Genomic DNA, 22,324 nt, shown 5'->3' with positions numbered 1-22,324 from the left:
AGTTAGTTAGTTAGTTAGTTAGTTAGTTACTTGGTTACCAAACCACTTAGCTCACTCATCAATACTGACAACGTTGAAAGACCAATTTGACCATTTTCATCATTGCTATGCAGATTATCTAACTTGCTCATCTCTGTGGTGACAGACTCCAGATGATCCAAGTGACGTGAACGCCATTCACCAAACGCTTGCTTGGCATCTGGTTTAGATAATATGGCATCCATCAGTAGACGTAGACTACGTGACAGCTCGTTCATCAACGCATGGCGTGCGCGGCGATCCCAGTAGTCTTGCTGTGGTAACGTTGCGATGTTGTCCATCATCCAATCTAACTGCAAGACGTGATAGGCATCAAAGTACAACGTTGCAATCTCATCAACAGGACGCTCATATTGCTCAGCGAGCAGTGCGGCATCAAGTGCATCAACATGATAAGGCAGCATCGCAAACAACGCGGCATCACTATTAGACAGATCATCCTGCATCAGGCTAGTCGTATCTTCTTGCAAATATTCTGCAAATTGTTGCTCAATAAAGCCGCCTGATTTGGTTAATTTCTCAACACTATCACTAAAGCGACTGATCATGTCAGCAACTTGCAATTCTTGACCAAAGGCATTGATAAACCAAACAACACCTTGCTCAAGCGCATCACGCAAACGCAGCTCAAGAGTTAGTAGTAATGTAGCATCGACTTGATTGTCCAGTGCTTCAAGCGTGTTCCAAGCTTTTGATACATTGAAGACATCACGGCTAATCGCATAACCACGTACGATGGTCGCCAGCGATTGGTCTGTTTCTTCATAAAGACGGAACAGTGCTTCAATGCCCAAACGATTGACCACACTATTGGTCAAATAGGTGCTGATAATCTCACGATGTAAGCGGTGTTCAGTCATCTCATCAAAGAACCGCGTCGCCAGCTCATCAGGGAAATACTTGCGCAGCTCATTGATAAAATACGCATCATCTGGCAAGTCTGATGATAATAAGTTGTCATACACCCACATTTTGCCATAAGCCATGACAACTGCCAGCTCAGGGTTGGTCAAGCCAGTATCTGCTTTTTGACGTTTGGCAATTTCTTCATCTGATGGCAGATATTCAATCGCCCGATCAAGACGCCCTTCGCCTTCTAACATCTGAATGAAACGCTGATGATCGCTTAAGTTAGCCGCCGCACGGATGTGGCTAAGCTCGATCGCTTGTGGCTGAAGGTAGTTTTGACGCAATACCAGTTCTGCCACGCTATCAGTCATGCTCTCAAGCAACTCATTACGTTGCTTTAAAGTCATGTCGCCTTGCTCGACCACTTTACCAAGTAAGATTTTGATATTCACTTCATGATCTGAGCAGTTTACGCCGCCTGAGTTATCGATAGCGTCGGTATAAATGCGACCGCCTATTTGTGCATACTCGATACGCCCTTGCTGGGTGAAGCCTAAGTTACCACCTTCACCAACGATAGACGTACGTAGCTCATTGCCGTTGACCCGTACGGCGTCATTGGCACGGTCGCCGACATCAGCATGACTCTCATTCACGCTTTTCACGTAAGTACCAATACCGCCATTCCAAATAAGATCAACAGGCGATTTTAACAACGCACTGATTAACTCGTTGGGTGCCATGCTATCTTCAGCGATATCAAAACGCTGTTTCATCTCAGCACTGAGCGTGATGCTCTTATCTTGGCGGGAGAAAACGCCACCTCCTTGGCTAATAAGCGACTTTTCATAGTCATCCCACGTCGAACGTGGCATGTCAAATAAGCGGGCACGTTCTGCGTGTGAAGCAGCAGCATCTGGATTCGGATCAATAAAGATATGTAGATGGTTAAATGCAGCGACCAGCTGGGTGTGGGTTGATAGCAGCATACCATTGCCGAATACGTCACCACTCATATCGCCAATACCAACCACGGTAAAGTTATCACGGTTTTGAATGTCCATGCCGCGCATACGGAAGTGGCGTTTGACCGATTCCCAACCACCGCGTGCAGTGATACCCATGGCTTTGTGGTCGTAACCAACCGAGCCGCCTGAAGCAAAGGCATCGTCGAGCCAGAAATCATATTCAGCAGATAAGGCATTCGCAATATCAGAGAAGCTGGCGGTTCCTTTATCAGCCGCGACCACTAAGTACGGATCATCTTCATCATGACGCACGGTGTTGGCTGGCGGGACAATTTTTCCATCAACGATATTATCCGTCACATCAAGCATGCCGCGTAAGAATGCTTGATAACAAGCAATGCCTTCGGCTTGGAAAGCATCGCGGCCATCTGCCATGGTTTTGGTTTTGACGATAAAACCGCCTTTTGAACCAACAGGAACAATCACCGCGTTTTTGACCATCTGTGCTTTGACCAAACCAAGCACTTCGGTACGGAAATCTTCCATACGATCTGACCAACGCAGACCACCACGAGCCACTTTACCACCGCGCAAATGCACGGCTTCAACACGCGGCGAATACACGAATATCTCAAACATCGGTTTTGGTTTTGGTAGATTAGGAATATCTGCTGCCAAAAACTTAAATGATAAACGATCTTTACGCTGACCATCGCTATCGGTTTGATAGAAGTTGGTGCGTACCATGGCGTTAATTAAATCTAAGTACCAACGCAAGATACGGTCTTCATCCAAGCTATCCACACCTGCCAATGCAGCCGTGATTTGCTGTTGAATCTGCGCAGTTTTTTCTGTGCGCTCATCTTCACTGTACTTAGGGTTCATACGGGCATCAAACAGACTACCGAGCGCCACGCTAATGTCGCTATTTTTTACTACCGTTTGCTGAATATAAGTACTAGAGAATGGTGCTTTCGCTTGCATCATATAGCGTGACAATGCTCGTAGCACCACCACATCATAAGTGTCTAAATTGGTGGTTAATACCAATTCGTTAAAGGAGTCACTCTCAACATGTCCCGCCCAAATCTGCTTGAGACTGTCTTCAAACTGACCACGCACCACTTGCATGTTGACAGTATCGACATGCTCTAGTGTTAGTTCATACTCTTGCATCCAAATGGGCTGCTCTGGCAAATCAAACTCATAGGTTTGGGCTGAAATGACAGACACACCAAAGTTTTCAAGGATTGGCAGGACTTTGGATAAAATAACAGGCTGTTCACGACCATACAGTTTTAGGTGTAATTGATTGCTTGCATCGCCAGTTGACTGGTATAAATGCCAAATCATCGGCTGTTCTGCTGTCAATACAGCCAAACGCTTGGTGTCTTCAACCGCAGTACGGGCATCAAAACGCTCTTGATAAGCGGCAGGGATATAATTCAAAAAGCGACGGTTTAAAGCATTGGCTTGTTGCTCACCCACATTATCCAGCAGCATCTTTTGATAGCTGTCGCTCCATGATTGCATTAAAGCAGATAGTTTGGCTTCAAGTGCCGCAGTATCGACGTCTTTCACTTGACCTGGCACCGTACGCACATGGACATGCACACGTGCGTGAGCTGATTCATTGAATTCTGTGGTAAACCCTGATGATGTGCCACCGTAGGCTTCTTTTAGGACGTTCTGTACTTTGATACGTAGCTCAGTGTTGAACTTGTCGCGCGGGATATAGACCAAGCATGAGACAAAGCGCTGATAATGATCCACACGGCTGAATAGGCGCAGGCTCTTTTTATCTTGCAACTGGCTGATACCAGAAACGATAGGATATAGCTCTTCAACGCTGGCTTGAAAGAGGTCGTCACGCGGTAAGGTGTTAATCACATGCATCATTTTATGGTGCGCATGACCGTCACGCGGCAATTCTGCCATCGCCATAATCTTATTGGCTTTGTCACGTAATAGCGGAATTTGCTGTACCGTTAGTTGATACGCTTGTGAGGTCAATAGACCAATAAATCGATATTCACCAACCAGTTTACCGTTGTCATCAAATTTATGAATACCCAAAAAGTCCATATATACAGGACGATGCACAGGCGATACACGGCTTGATTTGGACAACATCAACACTCGCGGTTCAGTCAATAGTTGCTTTAATACTTTTGGCAATTGGCTAAAACTCTCTGAAAGTTTATCTTCTTCAGCACCGCGTAATAGACCAAGACCACTATTACCAATGGCGAATAAATCTAAATCAGCAGGTTCAGCATTCACTTCGACAGCCTGCCCGCCTTCCAAACGGTATTCACGATAACCCAAGAATATAAAATGATCGTCTAATATCCAATCTAAAAACGCTTGTATCTCTTGCTGCGAGTAAAAAACTTCTGGCAGTGGCTTGTTTGATAGCTCAGCTTTGATATCCGTCAACTGCGCACGCATCTGCTTCCAATCGCCAACGACTGTATCTAGCGTATCAATTTTTGCCAATAACATTTGCTGTAATGCAGCCAGATCTTCATCATCTTGATAGGCAATTTCACAATGAATCAAAGACAAATGAGAGGTCGCGCTTTCATGTGCGCCTTCGACATGAGTAATATGACCATTATCATCACGTGCAACACTGACAATGATGTTATAAGTACGATGAACATCGATACCTTCAGACTCAAGACTCATCAAAATCGTATCGACTAAAAACGGTCTGTCATAGGCAACAATTTGAATAACCGTATGTGAGCTATGAAAATGCTGCTCTTCTGCTTTGGGGTTTAGCACCTTCAGTTGTGGCTTGCTACCATCATAGGCTTGAAGCAACGTAAAATGATGTAATGCCATGCCCGCTAGGTCAGCATTACTGATAGTCTCAGCTGCCTCTGCGTGCAATGGCTGATAATAGCTATGAATAAAATGATCAAATAACGATTTGTCTTTTTGTACATAACTGGTAGCAATATCGCTTATCTGGCTGATGCGCTCTTTTGCGATACTGAGGGAGTTTGGCATGTCCTTCATCCTTTTTTATAGATTTAATTTATAATTTATTTAAGTTTATTGATTCGTACTAACTAATGGCAGCGCATAAATATGTGAAACATTATTGGTGCTGCGGAGCAGTATATCCATTTACGCAATTTATTCTGTTTTTTCTTGATATTTTAAGTTTCTCTCCTTTTTTCACCCTTATTTTTAGGAATATGTCGCAATTGGGATTTAATACCATTAATTTAGTGAAGTGTAACGTACATAGCGCGCCAGCTAAAGCGTACAACATCATTTCATGAATCAGCAACATGTCGATAACATTTGCTCATGAGACAGGTTTTTCCGTTTATTGATGATTAATTGCTGGCAAGTGGATACTCATGGCAATCGGTACGACTTTTTTGTTAGAATATGCCAGTATATTTGAGAGTGTGTGGCTAACTCATAACTAACTTTAATGCTAAGGGCAAGACGTATGATGAATATTTTGGTGATTGGTTCAGGTGGTCGCGAACACGCGCTAGCATGGCAATGTGCAAAAGACGATAAGGTCAATAATGTCTACGTCGCGCCTGGTAATGCTGGTACAGCGCTTGAACCTAAATGCCAAAACGTTGTCCTAATATCGACAGTATCTACGGGCGACAACGCTAGTGAACATAGTGCAATCATCGATTTTTGCCAAAATAATGCCATTGATATGGTCATTGTTGGACCAGAAGCGCCTTTGGTCACTGGTATCGTTGATGCCTGCCGCGATGCTGGGATTCAAGCGTGGGGACCAACAGCATACTGTGCGCAATTAGAAGGTTCCAAAACCTTCGCCAAAGAATTCATGGAACAAAACAATATCCCCACCGCAGCCTACAAAGGTTTCACCGAAGCGGTAGCTGCCAAAGCTTATATCGATGAACAAGGCGCACCCATCGTTATCAAAGCCGATGGCCTTGCCGCTGGTAAAGGGGTCATCGTTGCAGAAACTATCGAACAGGCATATGAGGCCATCGATGACATGCTTGCGGACAATAAGTTTGGTGATGCAGGCAGCCGCGTGGTGATTGAGCAGTTTTTGCAAGGTGAAGAAGCCAGCTTTATCTGCATGATTGATGGTAAAAATATCTTGCCAATGGCAACAAGCCAAGACCATAAACGGGCTTTTGAAGGCGATACAGGTCCGAACACAGGCGGTATGGGAGCATACTCTCCTGCGCCAGTAGTCACTCAAGATGTCCATGAAAAAGTCATGACCCAAGTCATTCAACCAGTGGTTGATGCAATGAATAATGCGGGTCACCCTTATACGGGATTTTTATATGCAGGTCTCATGATTGATGAAGCAGGTGACCCTTATGTGATCGAATTTAACTGCCGTTTTGGTGATCCAGAAACTCAGCCTATCTTGATGCGTTTACAATCATCAATGGCAGATTTGGTGGCACAAGGTCTAGCAGGACAGTTGCCTAGTGATGCTCAATGGGATAGCCGCCCTGCCCTCGGTATCGTCATTGCTTCAAAAGGCTATCCTGAAACATCATCAAAAGGTGATGTAATTGCTGGCTTGCCAGAACTAGATGACAATAATGACAACGCTGTCAAAGTCTTCCATGCTGGCACAGCGTTTTCTGACAGTGATGCCATAGACCGTAAGAAAGAAGTAGTGACGAATGGCGGACGTGTATTATGCGTGACCGCTCTTGCAGATAGTATTTCAGATGCTCAGCAAGCCGCACTTGCGGTAACAGGTGCGATTAGTTTTGATGGTGCACAGTATCGCCGTGATATTGGTCATCATGCCATTGCTCGTGAAAACAGTTAAAAATCAATATTACTCAGGCAAGAGCTATTCGCAGTTTTAGTCTGATATACCAAATTACTCTTAGCTTTTATGATTCGACCTAGCATCATGCTAGGTCTTATTTTTTAATATTATTTTTTACGAAGTTATAATCTGCAAATATATACTGCGGCTTACAAAGTAACTGCTATTGGCAAGCTTAGGCTCATCAACCAAATGTGCTTTATATGATACAATTTTGTACCCGTACATCGCATCTCCCTTGTATTGTAGGTTTTGAACCCACAAATCAATACCAACTGGATGAATGATTATATTTATGGCAAATGATACGTCTAAACCTTCTAGCACCAAGCAATCCATCGACAACTTAAAAACCTCAGGGTTTGATAGACGAATGTCGATTGCTAAAACCTCCTTAAATATTGGTCGCCGCTGGGCGGGTAATAGTGTGTCTGGCATGTTCTTAAATAAAGAAGCACGCACAGCACGCAACCAAGTATTTATGGAAGCCCAAGCAAATTACCTCGCAGAAGAGCTAGGTAAGCTAAAAGGTTCGGTCGTCAAAATTGGTCAAATGCTAGCGATTTATGGCGAACATATTTTGCCACCAGAAATTACCCGTGCTTTGCAAACGCTCAATGACGATACCGCTACGTTATCATGGCCAACCATGCAACAAACCCTACAGCAATTATTGGGTGAAAAACTACATGAATTAGATGTCGATACGGTTCCTATAGGCACTGCGTCTCTCGCTCAAGTTCATCGCGCTACGGTGATTGCAACTGGCGAGCAAGTTGTATTAAAAATTCAGTATCCGGGTGTTGCTGATGCAATCAACTCAGATCTTGCTTTATTTAAGCAACTATTAAGAGTGAGTAATATCGTTCCGCAGACCCGTTCGCTCGATGCTTGGTTCGAAGAGATACGTGACCTACTCCATCATGAAGTGGACTATGAAGCTGAAGCCGCGACGACAGAACGATTTTATGACCGTCTGAGTAATGATCCGCGTTACATAGTGCCCAAGATTAATCGCACTTATTCCAAAAAACGTCTACTCTGTATGTCTTATGAGCCAGGTATTACCGTAGTTTCTGAGGCATTACAATTATTACCTCATGAGCGTCGTAACGCTATTGGTCAGGCAGCCATCGAAATCATGATGCAAGAGATTTTTGTGTGGGGCGAAATGCAGACAGACCCCAACTTTGGTAATTATCTGGTTCGTGTCAGTGAAAATGAAGGCGATATCGATAAATTAGTATTATTAGATTTTGGTGCTATTCGTCAATTTGATAACAACCTTTTGACCATTGCGCATGGCTTACTAAAAGCTGGTTACCGCCATGATCATCAGGCGATGATGCTTGCGATGACGGGTTATGACTTCTTTGATAGTATGAGTGATAAAGTACGCTCTGATATGGCGTCACTATTTTTATTGGCAACCGAACCGTTTAGTGATCCGGCGACCAATCCTGATATTCCTAGCGATTGTCTAGATAAGGACGACCGTTATATTTGGGCGAACAGCAAACTCCACTCTCGCCTCTCAACACAAGCCACAAAAGCGATGCAGTCTTTTGAGTTTAACTTACCACCAAAAGAATTTATGTTTATTAGTCGAAAATTTATTGGTGCTTATACCTTTTTGACGGTGCTTGATGCTTATACTGATTCGGATACTTTAGTAAAACCTTATTTGTAGTTTTGATTGAAGAAAATTTTCTCTAATAGTAAGTAATTTTTGAACCGCCCTTTTGTGGCGGTTTTATTTTTTATCATTTTATTTACTTAGGCTATTTTATATATTATAAATTAGCACTTATTATCGGCAAGATTTATTTCGATTTATTACTTAGGCTATTTAACTTGATTCACAGTGTCGACCTTCCACTCATCAAACCTAGTTTTATAACCCTCGGGCTTACGCATAATAAGTTCCCAGCATACCTCTCCACGGGCTAAATATTTTATTTCAAAATGCGTGCGCTGACTGTCATCAGCGACTTGATAGCGCTCATTAGGCAACGACCATATCTCCGTTGCTTGCTGCTCTGCATTATTGATATAGGCTTCAATGTTGGTTACTAGTACCACTTCTCCACCTACTTGCAATCGCGACAATAGAAACTCGAAGAAAGGCATGTTTAGCCATTGCTGGTTGGGATTATGCTGTTCAGGATTGGGGTACAGTATGAAGATTTTACTGACACTATTGGGTTTAATGGCATGCACAATCCATGCGATCGCATCAGCATGAATAGCAGTTAAATTCGGTGAATCTTGTAGCACTGCCAGTTTGGCAAAAGCGTCAAATTTATTACGCGTACGTTCGATCGCAATCAAATGCTTATCAGTATTTTTTGCGGCGAAACCAAGCGCATGCTTACCCTTCCCTGCACCAATTTCTAATATCAAAGGGACAGTGCTTTTATTGTCGTGAATGATATTTGGCATAATAAAATCACGTGGTGCTGAAAGCTTTTCTGGTTGAAATGCTCGCTGTTTCTGGTGTGTAAGCTTAATATTATCGGTCATCTACTATCCTTAGAGTATTTGTCTTTTGCCATTATTCGGGCGCATGCTATTATATAGCCAATCTACTTCAATAGTAATATAGCGACAGTGAGTAACGCGCTATCGTAGTCTATCAAGCGTATACGAGGTGAAAATAGATGCAATTACCGACTGCCGCTCGCTAATGACGTTCATCATACAAATAAATCGAGGATACTCCCACCCTTATCATGACTGAATCTACCCCCCACACCTCCCCTAAAGCCTATCCTTGCCCACGTTGTGGTACCAAGACAGCATGGCAAGACAATAAATACAAGCCGTTTTGTAGCAGTCAATGCAAACTTATCGACTTAGGTGCATGGGCAAATGAAGACTATACCTTACCTGCAGAAACCACGCCTTTTTCTGACGAGCTATAATCAACACCTTCTCTTTTAATTAATTTATCATCTTAAGGATGTTTTATATGTCTGCTACTTATCTGATGCCCACTTATAACCGTCAGCCAATCAGCTTTACACGCGGTTCAGGCAGCTGGCTATATACCAAAGATGACACGCCTTATTTAGATACCCTGACTGGTATTGCCGTATGCGGTCTAGGGCATTGCCACCCGCAAGTGACTGACGCCATTCAGCAGCAAGCAGCGACTTTAGTACATACCAGTAATTTATTCGGTATCGACTGGCAAGAGCGTGCGGGTGAAGTGCTGTGTACAGCCGCCCAAATGGACAGTGTGTTTTTTGCCAATAGTGGTGCTGAAGCGAACGAGGCGGCGCTCAAATTGGCGCGTCTATATGCCTATCAGCAAGGTTTTAAACGCCCAAAAGTCATCGTTATGGAGCAGTCATTCCATGGTCGTACCTTATTATCATTGTCAGCCACCGCCAACCCAAAAGCCCGTGAAGGGTTTTACACATTAGATGAGGACTTTATCCGTGTACCCTTTGGCGATATTGCCGCGATTAAGCAAGCCGCGCAAGATCATGATGAAATTTGCGCCATCTTTGTAGAGCCTATTCAAGGTGAAGGGGGTTTAAATACTGCTGCTAACGGATTTACGTATGTTGAAGAACTACAAGCAGAGTGTGAAGCCCACAACTGGCTATTTATGCTGGATGAAGTGCAAACAGGTAATGGCCGTACGGGTAAATACTTCGCTTATCAACATAGTAATGCGCGTCCTGATGTATTGACGACGGCTAAGGGCTTGGGTAACGGTTTTCCAGTAGGCGCATGTATGGTACGTGGCCGCGCTAATGGCCTGTTTGGTGCTGGTAGTCATGGCTCTACTTATGGTGGTACGCCGCTAGCCAGTCGTGTAGTACATAGCGTATATGACGTATTGGCTAACAGTGATATCATGACCAATGCCGTGACCGAAGGGCTGTTTATTCGAGAGACGCTGGTCGATACACTAGGACAATATGGCGTCAGCAGTCGTGGTGCAGGTATGATGATTGGTATCGCCTTACCTGAAGACATGGACTGTAGTCAGTTGGTTGATCGTGCGCGTGATGAACAAAAGCTAATCATCAATGTCACTAGTGGGCATGTTGTGCGCTTGCTACCGCCGCTTAATATGAGCCGCGATGAGAGCACACAAGTGGCTGAGCGTTTGATTGACTTGCTAAAACCATCATTTTAAATGATTGGTCACACTAAACGCTAATACTAAAAAAGCCTATAGATAATATGTCTATAGGCTTTTTGCTTTTGGAGGCTTTAAACTACTCTTTATGGTGCATTATTCAAACGTCACCTAATTGGCATGAAAGTACTTTTTTAACACCTCTAAACAGCGAGTGATTTTGGCTGGCTGTTGATCACGGTTTAAGGTGACGGCATATAGTACAAAACTTGGTAGTTGATAACCGGTCAACACTTCGACCAAGTCACCATTTTCAAGCTCTTTTTTGATGTCCATTTCCATCATTCTAACCAAGCCATGACCTTCTTTTGCCAAGGTGGTCGCCATAAAGACATTATTGGTATAAATGCGTGAATTCATTTTCGTGCGCGTCTTTTTACCCGTTTCTGTCTGGATGAGATCAATTTGATTGGCATCTTTCATGATTTCAATACAAATCAGCTGATGGTCAGCCAAATCTTTAGGCGTCTGCAGTTTGGTATGTTGGCGTAGATACTGCGGTGAAGCAACCAACATTTGGCGCACATCGGTCAATGGATGACTGCTGAGGCTCGAGTCATTAATCGATGGACTCATACGAATCGCAATATCGATCCGCTCATCAATCATGTCAATATAGTGGTTGTCTGCTAGATAGGTAATGCTAAGATCATCATGTGCCGCCATCCACGTAGAAAGTGCCGGCAAAATATGATTAACGCCAAGCTCCGGTGTTGTCGCCACTCGTAAGCTACCTGCCAACTCATCACGCAACTGATTGACCTTAATCCGCCCTTGTTCAGCAGCACTTACCACATCCTTTGCGGCTTCATAAAAGCTTTCACCAGCTTCTGTTAAGCTCAGCTTACGAGTTGAGCGGTGTAATAGCACGACGCCCAGCTCATTTTCTAATGAGCGGATTTGCTGACTGACGGCACTGGTTGTAATGCCAAGCTCACGAGCAGAGCCACTAAAAGAGCCATGTCCAACTACACTGGCGAACACAGCCATACCGCGTAAATTATCCAACATATTCTCACCTAAACTTCATTTCAGTTTTTAATATAACTTAACCATTATAGCGAATCTTAATTTATTTTATCGTTATTAAATATTTCTCTCTTGTTTAAAAAAGTCCATTTACTCTGCAATAAAAACAAAAATATCAAGGCGATAGTACAACATCGCCTTGATATTTTATATGAAAGTTGTATTTAATAACTATATAGACTTTTAAATAATTTTAACAACAGTTTTTCTGACTGTTTAATACAACTGAACCTTACCCATTTTTCCTTCACCGCGCTCATTCAAATACTGCATCACAGGCGTAGCAAGCAGTCTTGCTTCTGCAACCGTTTTGGCTTGCACCAAGCGCTTTTGTTGGCGACGCTCAGGCGTCTTATCCTCTGCTTGCATGACGCTGCCATCGATTTGCAAGTCAATTTCTGCTTGGGTGAACTGCTGTTGCAGTTTAGCCGCTAATTGCTGAAAAGTGGTTTGTAAGTGCCGACTATCTACACTTGTTATAAATATTGCCTTGCCATCGCATAAGCCCGTCATCATGCCTTGACGCGCAAGTGCCAATTCGTCTTGAGCCAATATCTCCGCTTCACGAGCCGTTTGTAGCCAATAATCCCATTTTTCTGGTGTCCACTCACCAAGCAGTTCTTGCGGTGAGCAACGCAGCAAAGTACGAGGATCATCCAGTTGCGTTGTTAACTGAGAATTATTTGCATCAGGCTCAACGATGGGTTCAGGCTCAACGATGGGTTCAGGCTCAACGATGGGTTCAGGCTCAACGATGGGTTCAGGCTCAACGATGGGTTCAGGCTCAACAACGGGTTCAGGCTCAACAACGGGTTCAGGCTCAACAACGGGTTCAGGCTCAACAACGGGTTCAGGCTCAACAACGGGTTCAGGCTCAACAACGGGTTCAGGCTCAATAACGGGTTCAGGCTCAATAACTGGTTCAGGGCTAGTAACTAATACATCATGATTTTGCTCATCATTTTGAGCCAAACTTGGCTCAAAATTGTTATAGGTTTTGACTTGTAAATCATCATTATCTCGTGCTTGATAATCAACGCCATAAGACTGTAATGGCGGTGCAGAAGCCGAGTGGCTATTTGATGACTTATTCGATGACTGTGTAGAAGGTGTAGATGCCCCATCTTCTATAGTTGGTACTTCAGGTGATAAAGAGCCAGAATAAGCATGATTTAATATCTCATCGACTGGCAACGGACGAAATGCCAGCAGACGTAAAATGCACATTTCCAGCGCTTGCATCGGTGTGCTAGCAAGCTTAACACCTTCACGTGCTTGTACGACAATTTCATAATACAGTTGCAGGACGTCTGGACTCATATGCTGCGCAAGCATGTTAATATCTTGTGCCTGTGCCTCATTTACATTTAATGCCACTTCAGGCAACAGCTGGGTCAACGCCAATTGATGCAGTAACTCGGTAAGACCATCGAACATACTCGTCGCATCAACCATTTGCGCGCGCATCTGTTCTATATGCGCTGCGACAGCAGATTTGTCATGGTTGTAGATGTCAGTAATTAAACTGACCAAATCAGCCGCATCGATCAAGCCAAGCATGGCATTTACAGTGACATCATCGAGCGCACCTTGACCAAAAGCAATGGCTTGATCTGCCAGTGACAGCGCATCACGTACTGAGCCTTTCGCCGCACTGGCCAACTGCCAGAGTGCAGGTTGCGTATAGCCTACTTGTTCTTGGGTCAGGATATTTGCTAGATGCTCGCTGAGTAGCGTTTGTGGCAATGGACGTAACACAAACTGTAAACAGCGCGAAATAATGGTAATCGGCAGTTTTTGTGGATCAGTAGTGGCAAGTAAAAACTTTACATGCTCAGGGGGTTCTTCCAAAGTTTTAAGAAGTGCATTAAAACTATGAGTGGACAACATATGTACTTCATCAATCAGGTACACTTTATAACGCCCTTGGCTTGGCGCATAAGGCACGTTATCCAGTAACTCGCGAGTGTCTTCCACTTTGGTGCGAGATGCCGCATCAATCTCAATCAGATCGATGAATCTCCCTTGATCGATGGCCACGCAGTTATCACACACACCACAAGGCGTACTCGTGATACCTGTATCGCAGTTCAAACATTTAGATAAGATACGCGCAATCGTCGTCTTACCTACACCACGTGTGCCCGTAAAAAGGTAAGCGTGGTGCAGACGGTTATAATCAATCGCATTAATCAATGCTTGAGAAACATGCGTTTGCCCAATCAACTCGTGAAAGTTTTTGGGACGGTATTTGCGCGCTAAAACTTGATATTGCTGCGTCATAATAAATGCCAAAGTGGATAATACAAATAAAGATAGAGCATCAGATCAGCGATCTACAGTAGGTTTGGCTGACTCATAATTGGGTCTTAAGCTGTGCCAGTTGTTCGTATAAGCGCTGAGTATAAGCGTCAATCACTGTGCCCTTTTGATAAAAGGTATCCAAATACACCTCGGTGTTTACACTATCATCACAAGGTCTAAACTCCACTCCGATCAAAAACAAATCTTCCATCACTGGATCCTGCATTTGAGCATTGAGCTCTAACAACAAGTCTTGCTGAGATTCTCGAACCTTATTCGCACTCAGCGAGCTATTGTCATCTTGCGCATAAAAAACCATTAAATAATGGCGTCCAAACATGTGATAAGAATGCTCATGGCAAACATAACCATGCCAGCGAGAGTCTTGATCCATCATTTTGTAGGCTAAGATTTTTTCAACCAAACAAGCGTATGTATACATTGACTCATCGACCAAAATATCGACCGGCTCTTTTGGTAGTGGTTGACCGGCCTCATAATAATTTTTGAGCAAACTGTTAAACAGCCTGTACCACATACGAGTATTTCTCTGAATCTCAGCCATAAGTGCTTTGGCAAATACTGCCTGATCCGGTTCTGCTGCTTTGAGCAAACGTTGCTCAATCTGGTCGATCAACTGATGATCAATCAATTGTTCTTGCACCCTAATCGCTCTATGATGAAAGTCAGGTGACTGTAAGAACTGTGTAAGCAATGTCGATTCATCTTGGAATGACTCAAACCCTGTCAGCTGTCTTCGATGAAAGTCCAAAAATGCGGACAAATCACTTGGCGTAACCAATTGGCTGATAGTATCGACAAAGTTTTGATGGGTAAATACTTGTAAAATACTTTTCTCATCATCCAGATCTAAAACACAGTCTTCAGCAAAAAACTGACTACCATATTCATAATCAATCGTATGAGAGGATGCTTGTGTGTGATCGTTTTGATACGTGGTAGACAGTGACGTCAAACCAATGAAGTAAACCTCTTTACCAGCTTTTGAAGTATTACTCTCTGCCGTCGACTGATCGTTTTTTAAATAAAGCTGAGCGTGACGCTTGATTAGTTGGTTGACAACCTCTTTTTTCCACTCACGAATCTGAGCGCTGTCTGCTTTTTGCCTATTCGCTTGCATCACTACATCATTGACGATCAAATAGATGACAGCGCCAGAAAACTCAAAAACAAAATCATAACTCTGAAACTGCTTTGGGTTGGTTGTTTTATCTGCTGTTATTTCATACAAAGATAAGAAACTTTGTTGAATCATCTGTTGCCAAAATGAGGGTGACGTCTGCTGAGTATCCATGATGTCCCTATAAATGCGGCTTCATAAAGAATCTGGGACCATTCCATTAAAAGCAGCAAAGCTTTTTTATGTTCAGTTTAGTCCCAGCATGGATTTATGGCAAGTAAACCAGTACTAGCTTTCTAACTTGCGGCGCATATGCGGGAATAAAATCACATCACGGATACTAGCCGAATCGGTAAACAACATCACTAAACGATCAATACCAATACCTTCGCCTGCGGTTGGTGGTAAGCCGTAAGACAGCGCTTCGATGTATTCTTCATCAAAATGCATGGCTTCATCATCACCAGCGTCTTTTTCAGCGACTTGCCCACGGAAGCGTTCTGCCTGATCAGCGGGGTCATTAAGCTCACTAAAGCCGTTGGCCAGCTCACGACCACCGATGAACAGCTCAAAACGATCGGTAATTTCAGGATTTTCATCATTACGGCGTGCCAGTGGTGAAGTTTCAGCTGGATATTCAGTGATGAAAGTTGGTTGGCGTAATTGGTGTTCAGCAGTTTCTTCAAAGATAATGGTTTGTAGTTTACCCACACCAAATACATCTTTCACTTGCTGTTTAAGCGTCGTCGAGGCGTACTCTGCCAGATAATCGCGGTCATTGATACGTGTCATATCGAAATTTTCTGCATATTTTGCAATTGCATCAGACATAGATAAACGTATAAATGGTGCTTTTAAACTGATGGCTTCTTCTTGATAAGTGATCTCAGTCGTGCCCAAAATATCCATCGCCAATTCATTAAATAAGCGCTCGGTCAAATCCATCAAGTCATGATAATCAGCATACGCTTGATAAAACTCAATCATAGTAAATTCAGGATTATGGCGAGTTGATACGCCTTCGTTACGGAAGCTGCGGTTAATCTCAAACACTCTTTCAAAACCACCAACGACTAAGCGCTTCAAGTAAAGCTCAGGTGCGATACGCAGATATAAAGGCATATCTAGAGCATTATGGTGAGTCACAAACGGACGCGCTACCGCACCGCCTGGGATAGGATGCATCATCGGTGTCTCAACTTCCATGAAACGTTCATTTAACATAAACTTGCGAATGCCGCTGATGACTTGACTGCGAATCATAAAGGTATCACGAGTCGTCTCATTGGTCATCAAATCAAGATGACGATTACGATAGCGCGCTTCGACATCTGCTAAACCATGAAACTTATTTGGCATCGGACGTAATGCTTTAGTCAATAACTGAAACTCTTCGATATGCACATATAGGTCGCCTTTACCTGAGCGGCCGATATAACCTGATACGCCAACAATATCACCCAAATCTAACGATTTAATAGTCGCCAATGTCTCTGGATCTAACTCTTTACGTGCAACATATAACTGAATGCGACCCGTCATATCTTGAATAACAATAAATGCACCACGGTTCAGCATGACGCGACCTGCCACATTTACCTGTGTTTTTTCGCCATTAGCAGCCTTGTCTTCAATTTCCTGCTTTGATACGCCATCGAAAGCTGCCTGTAAGTCTTGCGCATAATCAGTGCGTTTAAACTTATTAGGATACGGCTGTTTACCTGAAGCACTGATATCGTCTAGTTTGGCTTGCAGCTGTGCAATCAGTTCATTGGTGTCTTCTACTGGAGCTTGGTCTTGGTTCTGGTTTTGATTGTTGGGCTTTGACATAACACTCTCAAATTTTGATAAGTTAGTTTTTATATTTGGAAAAATTATATGATTAATCTACGCACAAAAATCCTTTAGCAACGCCGCCTTCAATGATCTGTCGGCAACCAAAAGGGCTATCGTTAGCGGCACATGTACCCGTTACGTTTGGTGTACCAGCTTCAATAGCGGTGTCTGAGCTTGTACAGCTACCTTGACACTCAGAACTGTCACTACAAGATTTGCCACCATCTGAAAACTGTTGCAAACAGCGATACATCTGTGACCTACCTTGTTTGATATAATTACCACCTTTTGCAAGGCATTCTTTTGCAGTAGTTTCAGAAGAATCAATAGTGGTTTTTTGATCACTAGCAACTGGTGATGTCTGACATGCAGATATAAAGAATAACGACAAGAAAACCATAAGATATGCAGCTAAGCGACTATTCATTATATTTCTCACATGTAAGATATAGATTTACTGACTATTAGAAATCAACTACTCACCACCGATACTGGCCATCAAGTCAGCCTGATGCTCACGCAATAATGCATCAAGAATCTCATCCAAGTCACCTTCCATAATAGCATCAAGCTTGTATAGTGTCAGATTGATACGGTGATCGGTCATACGACCTTGCGGGAAATTATAAGTGCGGATACGCTCACTACGATCACCACTACCCACCAAATCTCGACGGATGGTATCTGCCGCATCAACCTGAGCTTGCACTTTGACTTGCTGAATCTTTGAAACAAGCATTTTCATCGCTTGTGCTCGGTTTTTGTGCTGACTACGCTCTTGCTGACACTCTACCACGGTACCCGTTGGAATGTGCGTCAAACGTACGGCTGAGTCAGTGGTGTTAACGTGCTGACCACCGGCACCGCTTGAACGGAAAGTATCAAAGCGGATATCGGCTGGATTTAGATCCACTGTATCATCAATCTCAACTTCAGGCATCACTGCAACGGTACAAGCTGAAGTATGTACGCGGCCTTGGCTTTCGGTTTCAGGCACACGCTGCACACGATGCACGCCAGATTCAAACTTTAAGCGACCATACACGCTATTGCCTGATACGCGAGTGATGATTTCTTTATAACCACCATGCTCGCCTTCGCTGGCCGACAGCACTTCCACTGTCCAGCCTTGAGTCTGCGCGTATTTTTGGTACATTCGGAACAAGTCGCCAGAGAAAATTGCCGCTTCGTCACCACCTGTACCCGCTCGAATTTCCAAGAAAGCAGGCACTTTATCATTGGGATCTTTTGGTAACATCATGACATTGAGCGCCTCTTCCATCTCTACGATGGTCTCGCGGGCGCTATCAATTTCTTCTTGCATCATCTCTTTCATGTCAGGATCTGAGGCTTCTTTTAACATCGCCTCGGCCTCAGCCTGATCCGTCTCCGCACGCACATAGTTCTGCCATAAAGTAGTGATATCCATCAAGTCGCTGTGCTCGACAGACAGTTCACGGAATTTATTATTATCGCTGATGACACTAGGATCTGATAATAAGGCGGTGACCTCTTCATAACGGTCTACCATCTGGTCTAAACGCAGGCGTAAGGATTCTTTCATAAAAGGACTTTTAATTGGATGAGAGGAATAAGACAGTGATTATAGCAAATTTTTCGGGGTAAATTAAAACCTCTAAGCATTCTTGTCAATATTCTAAGCATTCTGCCCGTTATATTCTGAAACAGCGCTTTATTTTTTAATAATATATTGTATTAAATAATGCAGTTAAGTGTTCATAACAAAGATGACAGACAAAAAAATAGCTAAGATTACTCTTAGCCATTTTTTATTAATAACAGATTTTGCTGTAGAAATTAGACCTTACGTACCAATACTGAACCGATAGAGTAACCAGCGCCAAATGAACAAATAACACCCAAATCACCTGATGCTAGCTTATCTTTGTAACGATGGAACACAATCATCGGACTGGCTGAGCTAGTATTGGCAAATTCATCAATGACACTTGGTACAATCGCTTTATCTGCTTCTTTACCAATGACCGTACGTAAAATCAAGTCTAGCATGTTGGCATTGGCTTGGTGCAGCCACATCATCTTAACGTCAGACGTTGGGATATCATTTTCTTGTAAATGCTCAGTGATGATCTCTGATACTTTTGGACAGACTTCACGGAATACTTTACGACCATTTTGTAAGAATAGCTTAGGAGTTACAGGATCTTTAATATCAGGATACATCTCCGTTTGTGCTGCTAAATACTCTGATCGATCCATAAACCCATATTCATTAGTAATATTGGTCGAAAACTGGGTAAACAGCTTAGCATTAAGGATCTCATAACCTTTTGGCGTGTCAAGATCTTCTACGATACAAGCAGTAGCGGCATCACCAAAGATAAAGTGGCTGTCGCGGTTACGCCAGTTTAGATGCGCTGAAGTAATCTCAACGTTGACCACAGCGACGCGCTTAGCAAGACCTGAGACGATAGAACCATGTGCTTGTGATAGACCAAAAGTCGCCGCACTACAAGCGACGTTCATATCATAAGCAAAGCCGCCAACCATACCGATCGCATTTTGAATTTCGATAGCAACGGCAGGGTAAGTGCGCTGAAAGCTTGAGCAGGCAAGAATAATACCATCCAAATCATTGGCCTCAAGACCAGCATCAGCCAAAGCATCTTGTAATGCGGCAGTACCCATTTCTGCCATGACAGACAGCTCTTCGCCTAAGTTACGATAAGCGATAACGGGTGCCATGATGTCAGGGTTTAAGATACCCTCTTTTTCCATCACATAGCGTGATTTGATACCAGATACTTTTTCGATAAAGGCTGCTGATGAAGGCTGTAGGGCAGTCAAAGTTCCTGCTGCTATCTCGTGAGCATGCTCTGCATTATAATTCTCAACGTACTTATTAAATGAATCTACTAGCTCTTCATTACTAATGCTATAAGGCGGAATATACAGGCCAGTGCCTGTGATACAAGTCGTCATGATAAGCTTCCTTGTCTACTACTATAGGGCTTGGGATAAGCATAAAAGTGGGAAAATAACAGTCATTTGATTTCAGTGAATAACTGTAAACTTAAAATCAGAGCCTTTATTATGCCTGAATATAATTATTTTTCTAATACTTTGTTACAAATAATCTGTTTGTTGTGAAAAACAAGCAAAGTCTGCCTTCATTTTGGAGCAGCTACGTTATAATTGGCGCACATTGGTAGCGACACGTTCACAGTTCGAGCGCATAAAACCTGATAGACATAAACCCGCTCATATTTGAGAATACTCATGGTAGAAATTTTTAACTGGTTATTTGGACAATATGCTGACTATTCCACTGTCTTTATTACTCTTGAATTGATTGCCGTCCTATTTGGGGTAGCAAGTGTCTTACTCGCCAGCAGAACCAATATTTTGTTGTTCCCAATAGGTCTCGTCAGCACTGCTATATTTGTCTATCTGCTGTGGAAATGGCAGTTATTTGGCGATATGTTTATCAATGCCTATTATACGGTGATGAGTCTGTATGGCTGGATCAATTGGACGCAGAACAAAAAAAACACAGCAATAAAAAAACATCAGGATTATATCAATCCTACTGGCCAGCAGCAAAATAAATCGTTAGCAGAGACCAATGTCCAGAATGCTATTGACGTAGAACATCTAGATAAAAAAGATTTGCCAATACTGGTATTGCTGGCCACGGCGACTATTGCCTTTGTCGCCCTAGTGTATTACTTCAGACCAGTCATTAATAACAACTTTAGTTTCGATGGTGCGGTATTAGGCGTGCATTTATTTACGTGGGTCGATTATACCGATATGCTGACCACTGCGCTGTTTTTGATGGCGATGTGGCTGATGGCGCGGCGCAAAATTGAGCATTGGCTACTCTGGATAGTCGCCGATGCCATTTCAGTCCCCCTATATTTTTATAAAGGTCTTACTTTCACTGCGCTACAATACGTAATCTTCACTCTTATCGCAATTTGGGCTTATTATGAATGGCAACGACGTTACCGCCTACAGTCTCATCCAGCATACGCCTAAATCGGTTATTAATGTCGCTGTCCTAGGGGCAGAAAGCACTGGCAAGACCACCTTATGTCGGGACTTGGCAACGCATTTTGGCTGCCCTTGGGTGCCAGAATACATGCGCATCTACCTACAAGCAAAATGGGATAAAGAACACCTGACTTGCACTTGGGAGGATTTACTCCCTATTGCGCAAGGTCAAATTGAGTTAGAAAACAAACTTGCTGAGCAAGCAGCCCAAACCGATAAAAACCATTATTTATTTTGTGATACCAGTTTGTTTGAGTTAATGGTTTACGCCAACTGGTATTATGGCGATTGCCCCAAAGCGCTCACCAATGCGGCATTAGCACATCATTATGATTTGATTCTATTAACCGAAGTTGATACTCCGTGGGTTGCTGATGACTTACGAGATAGTCCACATCAACGCGGTGAAATCAGTGCTTATTTTGAAAGTCAGCTAATCCGTCATCAAAAGCCATTTCATCGCATAGGTGGTAACAGAGATGAGCGAGTACAACAAGTGCTCAAATGGCTGTCTTAAACCCATCCTATACCACGTTGTAAGTAGATGACCTACAACCTTTAAGAACCTTAAGAGATGTCCATGCTAAAAAACCTTGAACACTACTTAGAACAAACCATCTTTAACAGCCGCTGGATATTAGCGCCTTTTTATTTAGGGCTGGTCTTAGGAATTATTTTATTATTTATAAAGTTCATTCAAAAAACAATCATGATGTTTGATACTGTATTTAGCGCTTCTGTATCAGACGTCATTGTTAATATATTAGTGCTAGTCGATCTCTCCTTAGTAGCCAGTTTATTATTAATTATCATATTTAGTGGCTATGAAATATTTGTCTCAAAAATTGACACTGGCGATCACGTTGATCGCCCTAGCTGGATGGGAAAAGTAGATTTTTCTGGTCTAAAATTAAAAGTCATCGGTGCCATCGTCGCTATTTCTGCTATTGATCTTTTAAAATCATTTATGGATATTCCTAATGAATTGAGTGATGCAGAAGCGGATAAACTCATGTGGAAAGTCATTATTCATATGACTTTTGTGTTGTCTGGTTTATTATTTGCCATTATGGATAAAGTGGTTGGTGATACTAAAAGGCACTGATGGTAGAAAACTATAAGGCTTATTTTTCCTCACACACTTCATA

Annotated in this window: 16 protein-coding genes; 7 read left to right on the top strand and 9 right to left on the bottom strand. The window is 43.0% G+C overall.

Annotation, left to right across the window (positions count from 1 at the left end; translation table 11 throughout):
* Positions 1-26: 26 nt before the first annotated feature.
* A complete protein-coding gene (locus ACP69U_RS01005; protein WP_426137527.1) occupies positions 27-4,874 on the bottom strand; it encodes an NAD-glutamate dehydrogenase in 4,848 nt (1,615 codons plus the stop codon).
* A 457-nt stretch (positions 4,875-5,331) separates the two neighbouring features.
* Between ACP69U_RS01005 and purD the strand changes: the two genes are divergently transcribed.
* Both purD and ACP69U_RS00995 read left to right on the top strand, forming a co-directional pair.
* On the top strand, positions 5,332-6,669 hold the full coding sequence (purD, locus tag ACP69U_RS01000; protein ID WP_426137679.1) for a phosphoribosylamine--glycine ligase: 1,338 nt from the start codon (positions 5,332-5,334) through the stop codon (positions 6,667-6,669).
* A 298-nt stretch (positions 6,670-6,967) separates the two neighbouring features.
* On the top strand, positions 6,968-8,362 hold the full coding sequence (locus ACP69U_RS00995; protein ID WP_109589844.1) for an ABC1 kinase family protein: 1,395 nt from the start codon (positions 6,968-6,970) through the stop codon (positions 8,360-8,362).
* A 155-nt stretch (positions 8,363-8,517) separates the two neighbouring features.
* On the opposite strand, the gene ACP69U_RS00990 is transcribed toward ACP69U_RS00995, so the two are convergent.
* Positions 8,518-9,195 (bottom strand): SAM-dependent methyltransferase, encoded by a 678-nt coding sequence (locus tag ACP69U_RS00990; RefSeq protein WP_426137526.1) that lies wholly within the window; start codon positions 9,193-9,195, stop codon positions 8,518-8,520.
* 209 nt (positions 9,196-9,404) lie between these two features.
* Between ACP69U_RS00990 and ACP69U_RS00985 the strand changes: the two genes are divergently transcribed.
* Both ACP69U_RS00985 and ACP69U_RS00980 read left to right on the top strand, forming a co-directional pair.
* Positions 9,405-9,596 carry a DNA gyrase inhibitor YacG gene (locus ACP69U_RS00985; protein WP_426137525.1) on the top strand — a complete coding sequence of 64 codons (192 nt, stop codon included), beginning with the start codon at positions 9,405-9,407 and terminating at the stop codon, positions 9,594-9,596.
* A gap of 47 nt (positions 9,597-9,643) precedes the next feature.
* Positions 9,644-10,825 (top strand): aspartate aminotransferase family protein, encoded by a 1,182-nt coding sequence (locus ACP69U_RS00980; protein WP_426137524.1) that lies wholly within the window; start codon positions 9,644-9,646, stop codon positions 10,823-10,825.
* A 114-nt stretch (positions 10,826-10,939) separates the two neighbouring features.
* Here the strand turns inward: ACP69U_RS00980 and ACP69U_RS00975 are convergent, their stop codons facing one another.
* The 7 genes from ACP69U_RS00975 to ACP69U_RS00945 form a co-directional block, all read right to left on the bottom strand.
* Positions 10,940-11,839: a LysR family transcriptional regulator gene (locus tag ACP69U_RS00975; RefSeq protein ID WP_045448120.1), complete on the bottom strand. Its 900-nt coding sequence runs from the start codon at positions 11,837-11,839 to the stop codon at positions 10,940-10,942.
* A 234-nt stretch (positions 11,840-12,073) separates the two neighbouring features.
* Positions 12,074-14,140 (bottom strand): DNA polymerase III subunit gamma/tau, encoded by a 2,067-nt coding sequence (gene dnaX / locus ACP69U_RS00970; RefSeq protein WP_426137523.1) that lies wholly within the window; start codon positions 14,138-14,140, stop codon positions 12,074-12,076.
* Between the two features lie 73 nt (positions 14,141-14,213).
* The gene (locus ACP69U_RS00965) at positions 14,214-15,476 is read right to left on the bottom strand and encodes a hypothetical protein (RefSeq protein ID WP_426137522.1); all 1,263 of its coding nucleotides are present in this window, start codon (positions 15,474-15,476) and stop codon (positions 14,214-14,216) included.
* A 114-nt stretch (positions 15,477-15,590) separates the two neighbouring features.
* A complete protein-coding gene (lysS, locus tag ACP69U_RS00960; protein ID WP_426137521.1) occupies positions 15,591-17,132 on the bottom strand; it encodes a lysine--tRNA ligase in 1,542 nt (513 codons plus the stop codon).
* Positions 17,133-17,184: 52 nt separating this feature from the next.
* On the bottom strand, positions 17,185-17,565 hold the full coding sequence (locus tag ACP69U_RS00955) for a hypothetical protein (protein WP_426137520.1): 381 nt from the start codon (positions 17,563-17,565) through the stop codon (positions 17,185-17,187).
* Between the two features lie 48 nt (positions 17,566-17,613).
* Positions 17,614-18,702, bottom strand: a complete 1,089-nt coding sequence (gene prfA, locus ACP69U_RS00950) for a peptide chain release factor 1 (protein ID WP_426137519.1) — start codon at positions 18,700-18,702, stop codon at positions 17,614-17,616.
* A 254-nt stretch (positions 18,703-18,956) separates the two neighbouring features.
* Entirely contained in the window at positions 18,957-20,102 is a 1,146-nt protein-coding gene (locus ACP69U_RS00945) for a beta-ketoacyl-ACP synthase III (RefSeq protein ID WP_426137518.1), read from the bottom strand.
* Positions 20,103-20,399: 297 nt separating this feature from the next.
* On the opposite strand from ACP69U_RS00945, the gene pnuC reads away from it, so the two are divergent.
* The 3 genes from pnuC to ACP69U_RS00930 all read left to right on the top strand — a co-directional run bounded on the left by pnuC (position 20,400) and on the right by ACP69U_RS00930 (position 22,281).
* Positions 20,400-21,161 carry a nicotinamide riboside transporter PnuC gene (gene pnuC, locus ACP69U_RS00940; protein WP_426137517.1) on the top strand — a complete coding sequence of 254 codons (762 nt, stop codon included), beginning with the start codon at positions 20,400-20,402 and terminating at the stop codon, positions 21,159-21,161.
* Positions 21,112-21,693: an AAA family ATPase gene (locus ACP69U_RS00935; RefSeq protein ID WP_426137516.1), complete on the top strand. Its 582-nt coding sequence runs from the start codon at positions 21,112-21,114 to the stop codon at positions 21,691-21,693. The genes pnuC and ACP69U_RS00935 overlap by 50 nt, the downstream gene beginning before the upstream one ends.
* Before the next feature lie 63 nt (positions 21,694-21,756).
* On the top strand, positions 21,757-22,281 hold the full coding sequence (locus ACP69U_RS00930) for a TIGR00645 family protein (protein WP_426137515.1): 525 nt from the start codon (positions 21,757-21,759) through the stop codon (positions 22,279-22,281).
* Positions 22,282-22,324: the final 43 nt, after the last annotated feature.

Origin of the sequence: Psychrobacter sp. TWR1-1-1 (assembly GCF_049895865.1) — a bacterium.
In the GTDB taxonomy this organism is placed as follows: domain Bacteria; phylum Pseudomonadota; class Gammaproteobacteria; order Pseudomonadales; family Moraxellaceae; genus Psychrobacter; species Psychrobacter immobilis_A.
Note: the sequence above shows the minus strand (reverse complement) of the source record. Positions and strands in the feature narration are given on the sequence as shown.

Coding starts and splice junctions, on each gene's coding strand:
- ACP69U_RS00935 (WP_426137516.1), top strand. CDS start 21,112: ATGAATGGCAACGACGTTACCGCCTACAGTCTCATCCAGCATACGCCT.
- ACP69U_RS00955 (WP_426137520.1), bottom strand. CDS start 17,565: ATGAATAGTCGCTTAGCTGCATATCTTATGGTTTTCTTGTCGTTATTC.
- pnuC (WP_426137517.1), top strand. CDS start 20,400: ATGGTAGAAATTTTTAACTGGTTATTTGGACAATATGCTGACTATTCC.
- ACP69U_RS00990 (WP_426137526.1), bottom strand. CDS start 9,195: ATGACCGATAATATTAAGCTTACACACCAGAAACAGCGAGCATTTCAA.
- ACP69U_RS00930 (WP_426137515.1), top strand. CDS start 21,757: ATGCTAAAAAACCTTGAACACTACTTAGAACAAACCATCTTTAACAGC.
- dnaX (WP_426137523.1), bottom strand. CDS start 14,140: ATGACGCAGCAATATCAAGTTTTAGCGCGCAAATACCGTCCCAAAAAC.
- ACP69U_RS00985 (WP_426137525.1), top strand. CDS start 9,405: ATGACTGAATCTACCCCCCACACCTCCCCTAAAGCCTATCCTTGCCCA.
- ACP69U_RS00965 (WP_426137522.1), bottom strand. CDS start 15,476: ATGGATACTCAGCAGACGTCACCCTCATTTTGGCAACAGATGATTCAA.
- ACP69U_RS00995 (WP_109589844.1), top strand. CDS start 6,968: ATGGCAAATGATACGTCTAAACCTTCTAGCACCAAGCAATCCATCGAC.
- lysS (WP_426137521.1), bottom strand. CDS start 17,132: ATGTCAAAGCCCAACAATCAAAACCAGAACCAAGACCAAGCTCCAGTA.
- prfA (WP_426137519.1), bottom strand. CDS start 18,702: ATGAAAGAATCCTTACGCCTGCGTTTAGACCAGATGGTAGACCGTTAT.
- purD (WP_426137679.1), top strand. CDS start 5,332: ATGAATATTTTGGTGATTGGTTCAGGTGGTCGCGAACACGCGCTAGCA.
- ACP69U_RS00980 (WP_426137524.1), top strand. CDS start 9,644: ATGTCTGCTACTTATCTGATGCCCACTTATAACCGTCAGCCAATCAGC.
- ACP69U_RS00975 (WP_045448120.1), bottom strand. CDS start 11,839: ATGTTGGATAATTTACGCGGTATGGCTGTGTTCGCCAGTGTAGTTGGA.
- ACP69U_RS00945 (WP_426137518.1), bottom strand. CDS start 20,102: ATGACGACTTGTATCACAGGCACTGGCCTGTATATTCCGCCTTATAGC.
- ACP69U_RS01005 (WP_426137527.1), bottom strand. CDS start 4,874: ATGCCAAACTCCCTCAGTATCGCAAAAGAGCGCATCAGCCAGATAAGC.